At 64.2% G+C, this 16,891-nt stretch carries 18 protein-coding genes; all 18 read left to right on the top strand.

Translation table 11 applies throughout. The features are described from left to right. Positions 1–224 precede the first annotated feature (224 nt). The gene (locus FND50_RS32435; RefSeq protein WP_005256873.1) at positions 225–677 is read left to right on the top strand and encodes a MaoC/PaaZ C-terminal domain-containing protein; all 453 of its coding nucleotides are present in this window, start codon (positions 225–227) and stop codon (positions 675–677) included. Further along, complete coding sequence (locus tag FND50_RS32430; protein ID WP_144288459.1) at positions 674–1,123, top strand: hypothetical protein; 450 nt, start codon at positions 674–676, stop codon at positions 1,121–1,123. Before FND50_RS32435 ends, FND50_RS32430 begins: the two co-directional genes overlap by 4 nt. Next, positions 1,120–1,821: an SDR family oxidoreductase gene (locus FND50_RS32425; RefSeq protein WP_009475742.1), complete on the top strand. Its 702-nt coding sequence runs from the start codon at positions 1,120–1,122 to the stop codon at positions 1,819–1,821. Before FND50_RS32430 ends, FND50_RS32425 begins: the two co-directional genes overlap by 4 nt. A 200-nt stretch (positions 1,822–2,021) precedes the next feature. Further along, positions 2,022–3,194 (top strand): LLM class flavin-dependent oxidoreductase, encoded by a 1,173-nt coding sequence (locus tag FND50_RS32420; protein ID WP_144288458.1) that lies wholly within the window; start codon positions 2,022–2,024, stop codon positions 3,192–3,194. Between the two features lie 29 nt (positions 3,195–3,223). Next, a complete protein-coding gene (locus FND50_RS32415; RefSeq protein ID WP_144288457.1) occupies positions 3,224–3,619 on the top strand; it encodes a RidA family protein in 396 nt (131 codons plus the stop codon). 5 nt (positions 3,620–3,624) lie between these two features. Further along, complete coding sequence (locus tag FND50_RS32410; RefSeq protein WP_144288456.1) at positions 3,625–4,473, top strand: amidohydrolase family protein; 849 nt, start codon at positions 3,625–3,627, stop codon at positions 4,471–4,473. Positions 4,474–4,538: 65 nt separating this feature from the next. Then, positions 4,539–5,888 (top strand): MFS transporter, encoded by a 1,350-nt coding sequence (locus FND50_RS32405; RefSeq protein ID WP_144288455.1) that lies wholly within the window; start codon positions 4,539–4,541, stop codon positions 5,886–5,888. Positions 5,889–5,928: 40 nt separating this feature from the next. Next, entirely contained in the window at positions 5,929–6,324 is a 396-nt protein-coding gene (locus FND50_RS32400; RefSeq protein ID WP_260850781.1) for a RidA family protein, read from the top strand. A 70-nt stretch (positions 6,325–6,394) separates the two neighbouring features. Next, the gene (locus FND50_RS32395) at positions 6,395–7,177 is read left to right on the top strand and encodes an enoyl-CoA hydratase-related protein (RefSeq protein ID WP_144288453.1); all 783 of its coding nucleotides are present in this window, start codon (positions 6,395–6,397) and stop codon (positions 7,175–7,177) included. Positions 7,178–7,186: 9 nt separating this feature from the next. Next, the gene (locus tag FND50_RS32390; protein ID WP_144288452.1) at positions 7,187–7,681 is read left to right on the top strand and encodes a flavin reductase family protein; all 495 of its coding nucleotides are present in this window, start codon (positions 7,187–7,189) and stop codon (positions 7,679–7,681) included. Between the two features lie 35 nt (positions 7,682–7,716). After that, entirely contained in the window at positions 7,717–8,247 is a 531-nt protein-coding gene (locus FND50_RS32385) for an NADPH-dependent FMN reductase (protein WP_144288451.1), read from the top strand. Continuing rightward, complete coding sequence (locus FND50_RS32380; protein ID WP_144288450.1) at positions 8,244–8,576, top strand: carboxymuconolactone decarboxylase family protein; 333 nt, start codon at positions 8,244–8,246, stop codon at positions 8,574–8,576. The genes FND50_RS32385 and FND50_RS32380 overlap by 4 nt, the downstream gene beginning before the upstream one ends. Before the next feature lie 180 nt (positions 8,577–8,756). Then, positions 8,757–9,401, top strand: a complete 645-nt coding sequence (locus tag FND50_RS32375; RefSeq protein WP_257225986.1) for a TetR/AcrR family transcriptional regulator — start codon at positions 8,757–8,759, stop codon at positions 9,399–9,401. A gap of 498 nt (positions 9,402–9,899) precedes the next feature. Further along, a complete protein-coding gene (locus FND50_RS32370; RefSeq protein WP_144288448.1) occupies positions 9,900–11,420 on the top strand; it encodes a GMC family oxidoreductase in 1,521 nt (506 codons plus the stop codon). Positions 11,421–11,549: 129 nt separating this feature from the next. Beyond that, positions 11,550–12,671: an LLM class flavin-dependent oxidoreductase gene (locus FND50_RS32365; RefSeq protein WP_144288447.1), complete on the top strand. Its 1,122-nt coding sequence runs from the start codon at positions 11,550–11,552 to the stop codon at positions 12,669–12,671. A gap of 162 nt (positions 12,672–12,833) precedes the next feature. Next, entirely contained in the window at positions 12,834–14,231 is a 1,398-nt protein-coding gene (locus tag FND50_RS32360) for an aldehyde dehydrogenase family protein (RefSeq protein ID WP_260850780.1), read from the top strand. A 31-nt stretch (positions 14,232–14,262) separates the two neighbouring features. After that, positions 14,263–15,447, top strand: a complete 1,185-nt coding sequence (locus tag FND50_RS32355; protein ID WP_144288445.1) for a thiolase family protein — start codon at positions 14,263–14,265, stop codon at positions 15,445–15,447. Between the two features lie 63 nt (positions 15,448–15,510). Then, complete coding sequence (locus FND50_RS32350; RefSeq protein ID WP_144288444.1) at positions 15,511–16,773, top strand: bifunctional 3,4-dihydroxy-2-butanone-4-phosphate synthase/GTP cyclohydrolase II; 1,263 nt, start codon at positions 15,511–15,513, stop codon at positions 16,771–16,773. The last annotated feature ends 118 nt before the right edge of the window (positions 16,774–16,891 follow it).

Here is a 16,891-nt window from a genome sequence, read left to right as displayed (position 1 = left end):
TAGTCGAGAGGCTGATCGCCGTATGTCTCGATTACGCACTATGGCAAAAGTGGGCGATATACGCAATGCTGGTAGGTAATTCGGCGTAGGTACCGGGATCTGCCACTCGAGTGCATCTGATGCTTGACGTACCGACCGGACGGTACTAAGTTTCCGTGAACGGTAGCCGCTCGGCAAACTGCTTCGAGTCGGAGTTCCGCAAATGAATTCTCGAAAGGTGTCCCATGGCCGGACTGTGGTTCGACGACGTGGAAATCGGAATGACGTTCGAGACTCCGCGTCGCACTGTGACGGAGGCGGACGTGGTCAACTTCGCCGGAGTGTCCGGTGATTTTCACACTCTGCACACTGATGCGCAGACTATGCGCGAGAGTCAGTTCGGCGAACGGATCGCTCACGGAGCGCTCGTTCTGTCGATCGTGACAGGCCTTCGGGGCCGGCTCGGAATCTTCGACGACACCCTGGTGGCGTTCGCCGAGATCCGTCGCTGGCGCTTCGTGCGTCCGGTGCTCATCGGCGACACGATTCGCGCGGCCAACGAGGTCGTGGAGCTGACTCCTACGTCGAAGCCCGACCGTGGCGTCATGGTCCAGCACGTGCAGGTTCTCAACCAGCACGATGTCGTCGTACAAGAAGGAGAGATGGTGGCATTGGTGAAGCGGGAGGCGAAGGTATGAGGGTCCGCGCGGACGACCCGCAACTCAATGAGGTGTTGACCGGCGCCGGCCGTGCGGGAAAAGACCCCCGTGACGGTCTCGTATTCGTCGCACGGACTGGTCTTCGTGAATGGGCGGAGACCGAGGACGAACTGGCTCAGGCGTTCGACATGACCCGGGAGACAGTCGCGGCCGGTGGTGCAGTGGTCTACGTCGTGCGCTCGGCCGCACTGTTGGGACGAACCGAACCGCTGGACGCGGCTGTCGCAGCCGGCCTACTCAGCGGCGCACGCGCACTCGCGCTCGAGCGCCGAAAACACAACGGCTACTCGACGGTCGTCGCCGTGGCCGACGATGTGGAACCGAAGTCGGTTGCCGATGCGGTGGATCTCCTCGTCGCCACTCGCGGGGCCAACGGTCAAGCCTTCGTACTCGGCGAGGAACATCTAGGAGCAGCTCTGCCATGAAGATTGCAGTGGTCACAGGCGCAGCCCGGGGTATCGGCTTCGAAATTGCCCGGCGCCTGACGAAGGACGGCTACCGCCTGGTCCTGGTAGACGTGGATCCGACGGTCGGGGACAGCGCAGCATCGATCGATGCCACGCCAGTGAAGGCCGACATCGCCGATCCGGAGGGCCGTGCGCAGATTCGCTCCGCGATACGGTCCGAAGAGGGGCAGCCGACCTTGTTGGTGAACAACGCCGGTATCACGCGCGATGCTCTGATCGGCGACATGACCGAACCGAACTTCCGACTCGTCAATCGAATCAACCTGGGCGCGACCTTCGAGTTGACGTCCGAACTGGCCGACGAGATCGTCGATGGTGGCGCGGTGGTCAATATCAGCTCACGCGCATACCTCGGCAACGTCGGCCAGTTCAACTACGCCATCTCCAAGGGCGGCGTAGTCGGTCTGACCCGGTCACTGGCGTTGAGCCACGCGCCGCGCTTGCGCGTCAACGCCGTGGCACCGGGCTTCATCGCCACCGACATGACCGACGCGGTACCCGCGAGGGTGCGTGACCGCATCATCTCGCGCATTCCGCTGCAACGCCCGGGCAGGCCCATCGATATCGCCGAAGCCGTCGCTTGGTTGGGCTCCGACCAGGCGGCATATGTCACGGGACAGGTATTGCCGTGCTGCGGAGGTCGCAGCCATGGCTGAAGGCGGTCATGGCAGACACGTAGTGCACAGGTAGTGGATAGGTAGTTTCCCGCTGGCATCGGGGCTGGCCCGCAGGGACCCTCGTGTGATGGTCGTCACGGAAGGGCGCCGTGTGATGTCAGCCCTCGAAAACCGGTTGAAGAAACGACGGTCGTTCTCGTCGGGAAGCGGCGGTCGGCCACAGAGACTTGGAGTGAAATATGAAACTGGATTTGCTGTATGCGTTGACGAATCGTTCGGGTGAGTTGTCCTGGCATGAGGTGCTGGAGGCGACGCGGCGGCATGCCGTGATGGCGGACGCACTCGGGTATGACCGTATTTGGTTGGGGGAGCATCACTTCGATGTCGATGGTACGGATGCGAGCCCGAATCCGATCATGCTGGCGACGGACCTGGCCGCTCGGACGAGCCGGATCCGGTTCGGGATGGCGGCGGTATCGCTGACCCTGTGGCATCCGCTGAGGGTGGCGGAGGATCTCGCCATCCTGGACCATTTCAGTGACGGTCGCCTCGATGTGGCGTTCGGTCGGGGAATTCTGCCGATCGAGGTGATGAATCTCAATCCGGAGGCGAACCGCTGGAACGGCAGCGGGGACAGTTACGGGATCTTCGACGAAAACCTGGCGATTGTGAAGGGGATCTGGACCGACCGCCAGTTCAGTTGGCGGGGTCCGCGCTACACGTTCCCGGAGCCGGGCACGAAGTTCATCCACTCGCCGGGTGCGCCCGATCCGGAAGGCTGGGTCGGCGAGGACGGTGTGCTTCGAGCGTTCGGGATCACTCCGCAGCCGTACCAGCAGCCGATGCCGCCGCTGTTCGCGGTGACCGAGACCGTGGAGGGATTCCGGCGCGCCGCTCGCAACGGTATGAAGCCGATCACCTGGTATCCCACCGGTCGGGTTCTTCACAACCTGTGCGAGCTGTATCGCGACGAGCGGGCCGCGGTCGCCGGTGTCACCCCGCCGCTCGGCGAGGACGTCGCGGTGCTGCGTATGGCGTACGTCGCGGACACCGACGAGGAGGCGCGCCGTATCGCGGAGCCGGCGGTGGTGGAGTTCTTCGAGTTCATCTGCCGGGTTCGGGGTATCGGGGTGTTTCTCGATGCGGACGAGGACCCGAACGACCCCAAGTACAAGGAGATGGCTCCGTGGGATCTGATGTTCGATCGTGATCACCTGTTCATCGGTTCGCCGGACACCGTGCTCGAGAAGATGACGCGGATGACGAGGTCGCACGGCATCGGGAACTGGCTGCTGCAGATGGGTGTGCCGGGCATCGCGCACGAGGACGTCGACAGATCCCTGAAGCTGTTCGCCGCGGAGTGCATGCCCGCGCTCCGCAGCCTCGATTCCACGGCTGTCGCCGCGAACTGACCTACCCCCATCTCACCGAAGGAACAACGATGACGGAATACCTCAACCCAGGCAATCTTCCTTACCCGCGGTTCGGCATGAATCCGGGTGTGGCGACCCAGGACTACGTGTTCTGCGGCGGCATGGCGCTGGATTTGGAGACGCTCGCTCGTAAGCCGGAGGCCGAGACCATCGCGGACGAGACGAAGATCGCGCTCGGGGAGATTCAGGGGATCCTCGGGGCTGCCGGCTGCACGCTCGGGGATGTTGTGAAGACGACCTGTTATCTGGCCGACGATGCGTATCGCAAGGAATTCTGGACCGCGTACACCGAGGTCTTCGGGGACGGCCCGTATCCGGCGCGCACCACGCTCGTCGTGGGTATCGCGGGCGACTGCCGCGTCGAGATCGACGCCGTCGCGATCCGACCACGGAACCACGGGTAGCCACGATGCCCGGCCGCCCGTTCACCGACTGGCACACGCACATCTACCTGCCCGAACACCTCGGCCCGGTATGGACCGACCGAGGAACCGAACTCGTCGGCCGACCAGGCTTCGGCCACGCGGACCTCGCCGAGCACACCCGAGTGATGGCGGAGTCCGGTGTCGACCGGTTCCTGGTCCTCGGCCTGCAAGTGGCACGGATCGGAATGAAGGTACCGAACGACTACGTCGGCGAGTACCTCGACGCCAACCGCGAACGGGCGATCGGAGTCGGCAGCGTCGACCCGACGCAGCCCGGCGCGGCGGACGAACTCCGCCGCGCGGTGCACGAGTACGGCCTCCACGGGGTGAAACTCTCGCCGCCGTACCAAGGTTTCCATCCGCACTGCGACGAGGCCTACGAGGTCTACCGTGCTGCGGCTGATCTCGGCATCTTCCTGATGTTCCACCAGGCGAGCGTGTTCGCGCCCGACGGGTGCAACGAATACGCGTACCCGATGTTCCTCGACAAGGTCGCACGCGAATTCCGGGACACGAACATCCTTGTCGCCCACTTCGGGAAGCCCTGGATGAACGAGACGGTCGAACTGATGATGAAGAACCGCAACGTCTTCGCCGACGTGTCGACGCTCCCGGTGAAGACCTGGCAGCTGTACAACGGGCTCCGACTCGCCATCGAGGGCCATGTCACCGACCGTCTGGTGTTCGGCTCCGACTTCCCGTCATTCTGCCCGAACGAGGCCGCCGATCAGTTCTTGGCGATCTCGGAACTCGACATGCCACTCCCGATCCCACACGACGTCGTCGAGGACATCCTCTACAACCGGCCGCTCGACATCATCCTCACGAAATAGCCCCCACTCAGCGGGCCGATGTGATCACCAACGATCCACTTCCCACCCCGAATCCGGAGACCGCAATGAGTACTCTCGACGGCACTTCCTCCCCCAGGGCAACTACGGAAAGGCGCAACGACGATCCTGTTCGCCAACGGCGCCGCGTCTATATCGCCAGTGCGATCGGCAGCACGATCGAATACTACGACTTCCTCATCTACGCGACCGCCGCGAGCTTGGTCTTTGCCCCGGTGTTCTTTGCGGGATCATCGCCCGCCGTGGCGCTCATCGCCTCGTTCGGCACCCTCGCAGTCGGGTACCTCGCCCGCCCGCTCGGTGGAATCATCTTCGGCCACTTCGGCGACCGGATCGGGAGGAAATCCTCGCTCATCTGGACGCTGAGCATCATGGGTGTGGCAACCGTATCGATCGGATTGCTGCCGACGCCCGACAAGATCGGCGTGCTCGCCCCGACTCTGCTCGTGGCGCTCCGTCTCGTTCAGGGCATCGCAGTGGGCGGTGAATGGGGCGGCGCCGTCTTGATGGCTGTCGAACACGCGAACACGAAGTCTCGCGGTTTCTACGGCAGCGCAACCCAGATGGGCGCCTCGGCAGGACTCCTACTGTCCTTCGCGGCCTTCGCAGCGCTCGGCTCGCTCTCCGAGGACCAATTCCTGTCCTGGGGTTGGCGTCTTCCCTTCCTCGTGACGGTCGTCCTCGTCGGAATCGGCATGTACATCAGGCTCGGCGTGCACGAGAGCCCGGTCCTGCTGGCCGAGAAGAGGGAGGAGCGCAACGAAGAGGAGCCACGCCGCGCGCCGCTGCTCGCGCTACTTCGGGACCGCCCGGGTCGCGTGCTGCTCGGAATCGGCGTATACGCCGGACCGTTCATGGCGTACGCCGTGGCAACTTCTCTGCTGGTGACCCACGCACACAACGACTTCGGGATCCCGCGCCAGACCTTGCTCAACGCGATGATGATCGGCACGGCGGGCATGCTCCTCACCGTACCGTTGTTCGCGTGGATGTCCGACCGATACGGCCGGCGACCGGTCTACGTCACCGCAGCCCTGCTCACGGCGATCCACGCCTTCGCGATGTTCCCCTTGGTGACCTCGGGAAGTTTCCCGCTGATACTGCTCTCGTACGTCATCAATATGACCGTGCTCAACGCGGCTGCGAACGGCCCGGTACCCGCACTGCTCGCGGAGCTGTTCCCGACGGCGTCCCGCTACACCGGCGTATCCCTGTGCTATCAATTTGCCGGAATGATCGGTGGCGGCCTCGGCCCGCTCCTCGCTGCAACCTTCATCGCGCCGGGAGGCCCGGGCAGCATCGCGGTTTCCGTGATGATCTCCGCGCTGTGCATCGTGGCCGCGCTTTCCGTCGGCGCACTCGGTGAGACCCGGACCGTCGATTTACGCAATGCGTGATGACCGCAACCAGACCGTACAAACGAAAGACGAGGTAGAAATGATCGACTACTTGAATCCCGCAGAACTGGGAAATTTCAGCCCGCAGGGCCTGTCGTCCGGTACCGCGACCGACGTGTTCGTCTACGCCGCGGGCCTGGCGATCGACCCCGAGACGATGGCGAGGCGTACGGAGGCGGAATCGATCGCCGACGAGACCCGGATCTGCCTCGAGAACGTCGCCAGGATCTTGGCGGACGCAGGCCTCGCACTGCGAGACATCGTCAAGACCACCTGCTACCTGCAAGACGAGGCATATCGATTCGAGTTCCTCGATGCATACAAGGACGCCTTCGGTGTGGGACCGTACCCGGCACGGTCGACGTTCGTCCTCGGTATCGCCTCGAACCTGCGTGTTCAGATCGAAGCCGTCGCGGTACGTCCCGACGCACGTTGAGTCGGTAATGAACGCCGACGGTCGGACCACGTTCATGGGTGTCGACCGGAACCTCACAGAAGGACTGGGAATGACAGAATTCGACAAGATCCGCATCGAGCGCCACGACAACGGCGTCCGGGTACTCGTGCTCGACGACCCGGAAAAGCGGAACGCCATCGGCCCCGCCATGCGCGTCCAGCTACTCGACGCGGCGGACCAGCTATCCACCGACACTGAAACGCGGTGCCTGGTGGTGACCGGATCCGGGACCTCATTCTGTGCCGGAGCGGATCTCATGGCGATCTTCGGCGTGAACGACGCGACCCCGTCGAGCATGCGGGACCGTCAACTGTCGTACTACGAGAGCTTCCTGTGGCTGCGGGCGCTTCCATACCCCACGATTGCCGCCGTCAACGGACACGCCATCGGTGCCGGACTGAATCTCGCATTGGCATGCGACATCACCATCGCCGGACCGAACGCCAGATTCGGCGCCACCTTCGCGAAGCTGGGTCTACATCCGGGAGGCGGATGTACCTTCTTCTTGACGCAGAGGTTGGGGCGGGGAGGCGCACTGCGCACGGCTCTCCTCGGCCGCACGCTCGACGGCAGGCAAGCCCACAAAGAAGGACTCGCAGACGTCTACGTCGACGACCCGCTCGAGGAAGCACTCACTCTCGCAGAAGCAATCGCCCATGTGCATCCGTCGCTCGCTCGCGACATGAAACAAGCCGTGAATCTCGCCGCCGAGAACTCCTTCGACGTGACCGTGGGATTCGAGTCCTGGGCACAAGCAGCCAGTGCGTACAACCCCGGTGTCCAGGACGCGATTCGCGCCGCCGGCCGCACCACGTCAGCCCGATCCAGCTAGGAGAGAACAATGATCGACCTGGGCAAGTTCAAGCACATCATGGCGTACGCACCGGGCCCCGCCACAGTCGTCACTGCCACCGGTGACGACGGAAGGCACCAGGGTCTGACGATGTCCGCGGTGTGCTCAGTCTCCCTGGATCCCCCGCTCGTCCTGGCGTGCCTCGACCACGGGTCGAACACCCTGCAGGCGGTGCGCTCGTCGGGATCCTTCACTGTCAACTACATCGCCCACGGCCACGAGAGCGTCGCGCTGGCCTTCGCGGTCAAGTCTGACTCGAAGTTCGACGGACATGCATGGTCGGCCCCGGACGGCGGACTGGGCGGGCCGGTACTCGCGGAGAACACCGCGGCGTTCGCAGTGTGCCGGGTCGAGCAGATGGTCGAGGCCGGCGATCACACGATCGTGGTCGGTGCCGTGGTCGACGGGGGAGTGCGCGAGGACTGCCATGCATTGGCATATGCACGCCGGGAATTCTTCACGGCCGTCGGATCGCAGGTATGAGCGGATACTCGTTGGCGAGAGATCGCGGAGAGTCGATGGTGCGCAGCGAAATCGCAATCGGGATTCTGGTCGGAAACCCGCGGCCGGGTTCGCGCACGGCGACCGTCGCAGCGGAGGTGGGCCGTCAAGTTGCCGATGCGGTCGGAGGTAGGGTCGGCCCTGTCGTCGATCTGGCGATGCACGGCGGAGACGTTCTGGACGCAGACTCCGCGACGGTGCAACGGGACATGGAGCTCGTCAGCGGAGTCGACACCCTCATCGTGGTCTCGCCGACCTACAAGGCGACCTATACGGGCCTCCTCAAGGCATTCTTCGACCGTTTCGGCTCTGTCTCACTCGACGGCGTCACAGCGGTGCCTGTGATGGTGGGCGGTGCCCCACAACATGCGATGGCCGGCGAGGTCCACCTCCGACCGCTGCTGGTCGAACTGGGTGCCGTCGTGCCCACTCGGAGTCTCTACGTCGTGGACTCCGAACTCGACCACCTCACGGACACGGTCAGCACCTGGCTGTCCCGAGAAGGCGCCCCGCTGACGAACGCGCTGCGCACCGCGCCGGCGCAGTGAACACGGGACGCCCAGGCCCTGCCCGAGCGGCACTCGGTTCGTTCGCTCCGAAGCTGGCCGAACTCACCGACGACACCCTGTTCGGCGACATCTGGACACGACATGAACTGACACCTCGGGACCGAAGCCTCGTCACGGTCGCTGCCTTGATCGCGCTCTACCGCTCCGACCAGCTTCCCTTTCATCTGCGCACGGCACTGGACAACGGCCTCACAGTCGACGAACTCGTGGAGGTCGCCACTCACCTCGCGTTCTATTCCGGCTGGCCGACCGCCATGACGGCAGTCCAGATCCTCCGGGACCTCCCCGACCCCGAAGACTCTCGATAGGTTCGTCGGACGGTGATATCATGCCGACTGGTACGGATGTATACTGCGAGAGTGCGAGAGGCGTTGTGTAGTGCGCCGGCGTGCCCGTAGCATCGCGCCTACCCGCTTCGTGCAGAGTGCTCGAGGTGGATGGCGCACTCGGCGATGAATGGCGAGCTGAACAGCCAGGGAGGAAGTTTCGTGGCGAGGCCGAAGGTTTCGAGTGGCAAGACGAGCGGCCGTAGGGTCCGCGACCCCGAGGGGGCTCGGCGTGCCCTGCTAGAGAACGCGGTTGCGCTCTTCGAGAGGAACGGGTACGCGGCCACGTCTGTCCAGAGCATCGCCGATGCGGCCGAGCTGACCAAGGGCGCCTTCTATCACCATTTCGAGAGCAAAGAAGACCTGCTCTACCGGGTGCACGACGAGTTCATCAACTATCAGCTGGGGCGTGCGCGCAGTGTCATGGCGGACAAGGAGCAGAGTCCGGATCAGATCTTGCGACGGCTGATCACCGAGGCGTTACTCGAACCGATGTCGATCTACAAGGCGGAGATCACGGTGTTCATGCAGGAACGGAAGTTCCTGCCCACGGATGTCTTCGCCGAGATCCAGCAGAAGCGTGACGAGTTCGAGCGCTTCTTCGTCGACGTGATCGAGCGCGGCATGCAGGAGGGTGTGTTCCGAAAGAAGGGCCCGGCACGACTTGTGGCATTCGGGATCATCGGCATGGGGGCGTGGACACACGTCTGGCTGGACCTGAAGGGCTCGGTAACCCCCCGCGAAATCGGCACCATCTACGCCGATATCCTCATCGACGGACTGATCGAGCGACCAGCGGACGCCTGAGCTGCACTCCTCGACCACCCGGCCTCCACGAATGTCCCTTCGTGGAGGCCGTGCTCGTTAGCGCCTACCGTGATGCGGCGGGTTCGCGGTATCCGGGTGAACCGCGGTCCCAGCGGTATCGTCGCGATCTCTTGACCCCCTGACGCGTAGTGCGGTAACGTCATCTCACAACGTTACGTACCGCCCGGTTAGTATGTAAGCGCAGATGAACTTCGTTTTATCTGTTGAGCCGGCGTCGCGCTTCCTGGCTGGAAGGCGTTCCTCTGTTGTCGAGAAGCCTCACGCACCGGACGCGCTCCAGCCTGAATCAGTGACTTCAGGCGGTCGTTCCCCGAGATATCCGAGATCGGCGCTCCCTTCTCGAGAACGATGAGAGCCCCTCTATCCGTACGACATTGAGGATGGATCATGTCAGCAGAACTGCTCGGTGAAGTTCCGAACGCGAATACCGTGACGGCAGGCGCGGTGCAGCCGGTCGGGGTCGGGCGGTAGAGCATCATGGACACCTACGACTACATCGTCGTCGGCGGCGGAACCGCCGGGTGCATCCTTGCCGCGCGACTCACCGAGGATCCTGAGGTCCGGGTCCTGCTCCTGGAGGCCGGCGGCTCCGAGCGACGACCAGACATCGAGAACCCAGGTTCCTGGCCGAGTTTGGCCGGCAGCGAGCTGGATTGGAATTACGCGACGGTTCCGCAGAAGGCTCTCGGGCGGACGGTCCCCGCGACCCGCGGCAAGGTCCTGGGCGGCTCGGGCTCGATCAACGTCATGGCGCACCTGCGGGGACACCGAGTCGACTACGACTCGTGGGCCGCGGAGGGCGCTGAGGGTTGGGACTACGACTCGGTATTGCCCTACTTCATGCGCTCCGAGGACGTCCCCGACGGCGACCCCCGATTCCGGGGTCGGGGCGGACCACTGGCGCCGCGGCCGATCGACTCGCCCCACCCGTTGTCAATCGCCCACGTCGAGGCCGCGCGGCAGACGCAGCACGCCGTCGCAGCAGACCTCAACAGTGGCGAGTTACTCGGGGCAGCGTGCCATGAGTTGCTGATCAGCGGGAACCGGCGACAGAGCACCGCGAGTGCCTACCTCAGGCCGGCGCTCGGCCGGACAAATCTGACAGTTCGCACCGGGGCGATCTGTCGACGCCTCGTCATCGTGGGCGATCGCTGTCGCGGGGTGGAGTACACCTGGGACGGTCACTCGATCCGGTCCGCGTCGGCCGGCGACGTTGTCTTGTGCGCCGGTGCAGTCGATTCCGTGCGGCTGCTGCTACATTCGGGCGTCGGACCGGTCCGAGACCTCGAGTTGGTCGGCGTGCAACCGGTGATCGATTCGCCGGAGGTCGGCCTGAACCTGCAGGACCACATCCTGCTGGCGGGAGTCCGGATGCGCGGGGATCGACAGCTGCCCCCACCGAGTGGCAACTACGCCGAGTCGACGCTGTTCGCGAAGACGAACCCGTCTCAGACCCGGCCGGAGTTGCAAATCGTGCAGATCCAGGTCGACTACCACACGCCGTGGCAACGGCCAGCCGAGAACAGTTTCACCTTCGGGATCGGGCACATGCGCCCGCGAAGCCGCGGAAGCATTCGCCTGGCGTCTTCCGACCCGGAAGCGCCGCTGCTGATCGATCCGAAATATCTCAGCGACCCGTACGACATCGAACAGCTCATCGCCGGAATCGAGGTGGTGAACACACTCGCCGAGACGAGCGCATTCGACGAATGGGGCGGCATTTCCGACGCCCCCGCACTACTTCGCCTCGACCGCCCGGAGTTGGAGAAGGCGATACACGACAGTGTCAGCAGCTTCTTCCACCTTTCGGGAACCTGTCGCATGGGCACTGACGCGACGGCGGTGGTCGATCCGCACCTTCGGGTGCGCGGCGTCAGCGGGTTGCGCGTCGCAGATGCGTCGGTCATGCCGAGCATCGTCTCGTGCAACACGAATGCTGCGACCGTGATGATCGGTGAGAAGGCCGCCGATCTGCTGTGCGGCAGACCCGCGGGGTGATTCCGGGCGCGGTCCCACGAATCAGCTGATTCGACGGTGATTTGCCTCTGGCGCCCCGAGGTTTCGGCCGCTACACTACATACCAACCGGTCGGTAGGACCGATCGCACCACTCGACGAAGGAGGAGAGATGCACACCGGCATCACTCTCGTATTTCAGAACATCGACGGAAACGTCTCGGACGCGGAGACCTACCGCAACGAGCTGGATCTCGCGCTGCGGGCAGAGTCCGCCGGATTCGATTCGGTATGGACGCCGGAACATCACTTCACTGCTTACGGCATGACACCCGATGTCCCGCAGTTCCTCTCATGGCTTGCGGCCAAGACATCCACGGTCAAACTGGGGACGATGGTGTCCGTTCTTCCCTGGCAGGACCCGGTTCGGACTGCCGAGAACTTCATCCTGCTCGACCATCTCTCGGGCGGCCGGTCGATGCTCGGCATCGGCCGAGGACTCGGCCGGGTAGAGTTCGACGGCTTCCGGGTGGAGATGGGCAAGTCCCGCAGGCTCTTCGCGGAGTATGCCGAAGCGATCCTGAACGGTCTCGAGTCCGGCGTCATCGAAGCCGACGGCGAACTGTACAAACAGCCCGCCATGGACCTGCGCCCCGCGCCGTATGCGTCGTTCCGCGGTCGCACCTTCGCATCGGCGGTGTCTCCGCAATCAATCGACCTCATGGCAAGTCTTCAGGTCGGGCTGATGGTCATCGCGCAGAAGCCCTGGGACAAAGCGGAAGCCGAGATGCGCGACTACCGTACCCGTTACCTCGAGATCAACGGCGAGGAGCCGGCCAAGCCGATCATCTGCGTCTTCGTCGGAGTAGGAGAGACAGAAGCCGAAGGAAGGCAGATGCGCGATGTTTACCTCCGGCGCTACGCCGAGTCGACCGTCGAGCATTACGAATTCGACAACGTCGGCTTCGCGAAAATTGAAGGCTACGAGTACTACGCAGGGCTGAGCCGCAACATCGAGAAGCACGGAGTCGACGGCTTCTGTGACTTCCTCGCCGATCTCCAGGTGTGGGGAACGCCGGATCAGGTCGTCGACCGGATTCTCGAGTATGTCGATCGACTGGACGCGGGCGGGGTCCTGATCGCACCGTCCTTCGGAGGCATGGCGCCCGAAGTGTCATCCCGAAACTTCGAACTGCTCGCCTCCGAGGTGCTTCCGCGCCTCAAAGCCCACGATGTGGGCGGCGAACTCGGTGTTACCTACGGTGTCGACCGAACACTGACGCCGACGTCATAACAACTCATCGGCTTCTCAGGGCCGAACCGTCCATACGTGTTCGTCGAGTCGGCGGCACCTACCAACGATTTTCGAGTAGTGAGGGTTTGAATAGTGACAATGACCGATGTGGATTTGACGGCTACGTGTTTGATTGGTGGTCGGTGGGTGCCGGGGTCGGGAGTGGATGCCATCGATGTGTTCAATCCTGCGACGGGGCGGGTGATTACGGAGTTGGTGCCGGCGACGATCGAGGATGCGGAGGCGGCGGTGGTGGCTGCGTCTCGTGCCTTCGCCGACTGGGGTTCGCGGCCGTTGTCGGAGCGGGTGCGGTTTTTGTATCGGATGAAGGTGATCCTCGAGGACAATGTCGAGTCGTTGGCTCGGGTGATCACGATCGATCAGGGTAAGACGTTGGATGAGGCGCGCGGTGAGGTGGGGCGGGCCGTTGATTTCTTGGAGACGGCGATTGCCGCTCCGATGCTGTATCACAGTGACGCCGTGAACGTCACCACTGGTGTGGATGCGCGGCGGGTGCGGGAGCCGTTGGGGGTGTGTGTGGCGGTGACGCCGTCGAATTTTCCGGTGATGAACACGGTGCAGTTCTCGGCGTGGGCTCTGGTCACCGGTAATGCGTTGATCATCAAGGCGTCCGAGCAGGATCCGCTCGCGTCCACCGCGGCGATTCGGTTGCTGCAGCAGGCGGGTCTGCCGGATGGGGTGCTGAACTTGGTGCACGGCCGGGCGGATGTGGTCAAGCACCTGATCGCCCACCCGTCGGTGGTGGCGGTGTCGTGCATCACGTCGTCGCCGACGGCGCGGGCGATCTACGGGGCGGCGGCAGCGGCCGGGAAGCGGGTGCAGGCCAATGGTGGTGCGAAGAATCCGATCGTGGTGGCCCCGGATGCGGATCTCGATAGGGCGGCGGCCGGGATCGTGTCCTCGTCCTATGGGATGGCGGGTCAGCGGTGCCTGGCGGGGAGTCGGGTGGTGGTGGTCGGTGACGTCTACGGCGATCTGATGGACCGTGTGGTGGCGTTGGCCGATCAGTGGGTGGTCGGTGACGGTATGACCGAGGGTGTGACGATGGGCCCGGTCGTCAGCGCCGAGAGCAAGGAGCGGATCCTGGCGGCGCTGGGGGAGGCGGAGGATCTGGGTGCGACGTTCGTCCTCGATGGTCGGAACGTGAAGCCGGTGGGTGGGGCGGGGTCGGAGAACGGCTATTTCATCGGGCCGACGATTGTTGCTGATTTGGATCCGCGGCACGGGGTGGAGGGTCGGGAGTTGTTCGGTCCGGTGATCAATGTGCATCGGGTGGACACGCTCGCGGAGGCGATCGCGTTGTCGAATGATACCGAGTTCGGTAACGCTGCCGCGGTGTTCACCAGCTCTGGTGCGGTGGCGGCGGAGTTCGAGCGGGGTATCCGGGCCGGCAATGTGGGTGTCAATGCGTTTCCGGCGCCGCCGGCGAATGTGACGATGGGCGGGTACGGTGCCTCGTTCTACGGTGACCTGCATGTGTGTGGTGCTGCGCCGTTGGATTTCTTCACCGATCAGAAACTGGTCGTCACCCGATGGTGAGCACCATGCGGCGAACCAGTGGGAACGCGACATGAACTCCGCGGTCGTCATCGACGCGGTCCGGTCGCCGATGGGCCGAGCCCGCCCGGCGGGCGCACTGGCCGGTGTTCATCCGGTCGAGCTGCTGGCGCAGGTGGTTTCCGCGCTGGTGGAGCGAACGGCGGTGGATCCCGGCGAGGTCGACGATCTTCTGGTCGGGTGTGTCACGCAGTCGTCCGAGCAGTCCGGCAACATCGGGCGGATGGCGTGGCTGGCAGCAGGACTGCCGGAACATGTGCCATCCGTGACCATCGAGCGCAAATGCGGCTCCGGTCAGCAGGCGTTGCAGTTCGCCGCCCAAGGCGTGATGGCGGGGTCCTACGACATCGTGATCGCCGCCGGCGTCGAGTCGATGAGCCGCGTGCCGATGGGATCGAATCGTCAGGGCGCGGATATCTACGGTCTCTCGGTAAACGAGCGGTACGCTCCAGGACTGCTACCCCAGGGCGTCGCAGCCGAACTCATCGCGCAGCGGTGGAATCTCGACCGGAAACAACTCGACGAGTTCGCGGCGCGTTCACACCAACTCGCAGCACGGGCGGACTCCTCAGGTGCTTTCGTGCGCGAGATCGTGCCCATTCGCGTGCCGGCCACGGAAGAGACGGTGAACCGGGACGAGACCATTCGTCCCGGTACCACCCTCGATTCGATCCGGGCGCTGACACCGTCTTTCCGCACCGAGGAGTACGCCGACCGGTTCCCGGAATTGCGATGGCACGTCACGCCGGCGAACTCGTCCCAGTTGACCGACGGTGCCAGTGCAGTGCTGATCGCCAGCGAACGGGCAGCCAGACGAATGGGGTGGCGTCCCCGGGCCCGGCTCCGGTCCTTCTACGCCTGCGGTGACGATCCGTTGATGATGTTGACGGCGCCGATCGCGGCGAGCCGGGAGATCCTGGCCCGAACCGGACTGGGCATCGATCAGATCGATCATTTCGAGGTCAACGAGGCTTTCGCGTCGGTGCCGCTGGCGTGGCAGTCGGATCTCGAGGCCGACATCGATCGAGTGAATCCGCGAGGGGGCGCGATCGCGCTCGGTCATCCGCTCGGAGCGACTGGGTGTCGATTGCTGACGACGATGTTGCATGCGATGGAGGACGCAGACCAGCGACGGGGGTTGCAGACGGTGTGTGAGGCGGGCGGAATGGCGAACGCCCTCATTCTGGAAAGAGATTGACAGGGGCGGGACGCCCTCGTCCGGGCGTCCCGCCCCTCCCATCGAGAAGGCAGGAGCACTCCCATGAGCGACAGAGTCCGTCTGGACAGTGTGGAGCGGGCGATCGCCGACATCGCGGCCGGTAAGGCGGTCGTGGTCGTCGACGACGAGGACCGGGAGAACGAGGGTGACATCATCTTCGCCGCGGAGAAGGCCACACCGGAGCTGATGGCGTTCACCATTCGGTATTCCAGTGGGGTGATCTGTGTGCCGATGGCGCCTCAGATGCTCGACCGGCTGGATATTCCGTTGATGACTCCGCACAACCAGGACCGGATGCGCACGGCGTACACGGTGTCGGTGGACGCCGCCGATGGTGTGAGCACGGGGATCTCTGCGGCCGATCGGGCACGGACGGCTCGGGTGCTTGCCGATGCGGGTTCGGTGCCGTCGGATCTGACGCGGCCCGGTCACGTATTCCCGCTTCGCTACCGCGAGGGCGGGGTGTTGGTGCGTCGCGGCCATACCGAGGCCGCGGTGGATCTGGCCAGGATGGCGGGGTTGGCCCCGGCGGGTGTGCTGGTGGAAGTCGTCAACGACGACGGCACCATGAAGCGGGCTCCTGAACTGCGGGACTTCGCTGACACGCACGGTCTGGCGATGATCTCCATCGACAGTTTGGTGGGATACCGGCGGCGGCACGAGTTGCTCGTGGAGAGGGTCGCGGCGACCCGGCTGCCGACACGGCACGGCAACTTCACTGCCTTCGGATATCGCGTGGAAATCGACGGCACCGAGCACATCGCGCTGGTGCACGGTGACGTCTCGGATACCGGCCCGGTGCTGACGCGAGTGCATTCGGAGTGCCTGACCGGTGACGTCTTCGGATCGTGTCGCTGCGATTGTGGGCCGCAACTGACCGAGGCGATGGAGCGGATCCGGCGCGAGGGCCGCGGTGTGGTGATCTATCTGCGTGGGCACGAAGGGCGCGGCATCGGACTGGCGGCGAAGCTGCAGGCCTACAGTCTGCAGGACTTCGGCCGGGACACCGTCGACGCGAATCTGGATCTCGGTCTGCCGATTGATGCCCGGCATTACGGGACGGCTGCGCAGATCGTGCGAGATTTGGGTATCGGGTCGGTGCGATTGCTGACGAACAATCCGCAGAAGGTGACCTGTCTGCAGGATGCAGGCATCGAGGTCGCAGCACGTGTTCCGCTACTGCCGCGGCCGAACAACCACAATCTCGGGTACCTGCAGACCAAACGGGACCGGATGGGACACGACCTCCCCGACCTGTGCCCGGCGGCTCCCGTGACGGAGCGCGGTATCACCGCCTTCGGCTGAGCAACAGCCCGGCTCGTCACAGCAAACGAAAACGTCGGCCGGGTGCGCTGCGTGCTTGCTCGATCGGGTCGGAACGCCCGCCGTGAAATCGGACTACCAGCCGACCGTTGGAATCGGA

Source organism: Rhodococcus sp. WB9, from assembly GCF_007558985.1.
Classification (GTDB): Bacteria; Actinomycetota; Actinomycetes; order Mycobacteriales; family Mycobacteriaceae; genus Rhodococcus_F; species Rhodococcus_F opacus.
This window is presented reverse-complemented; position numbering and strand designations above follow the sequence as displayed.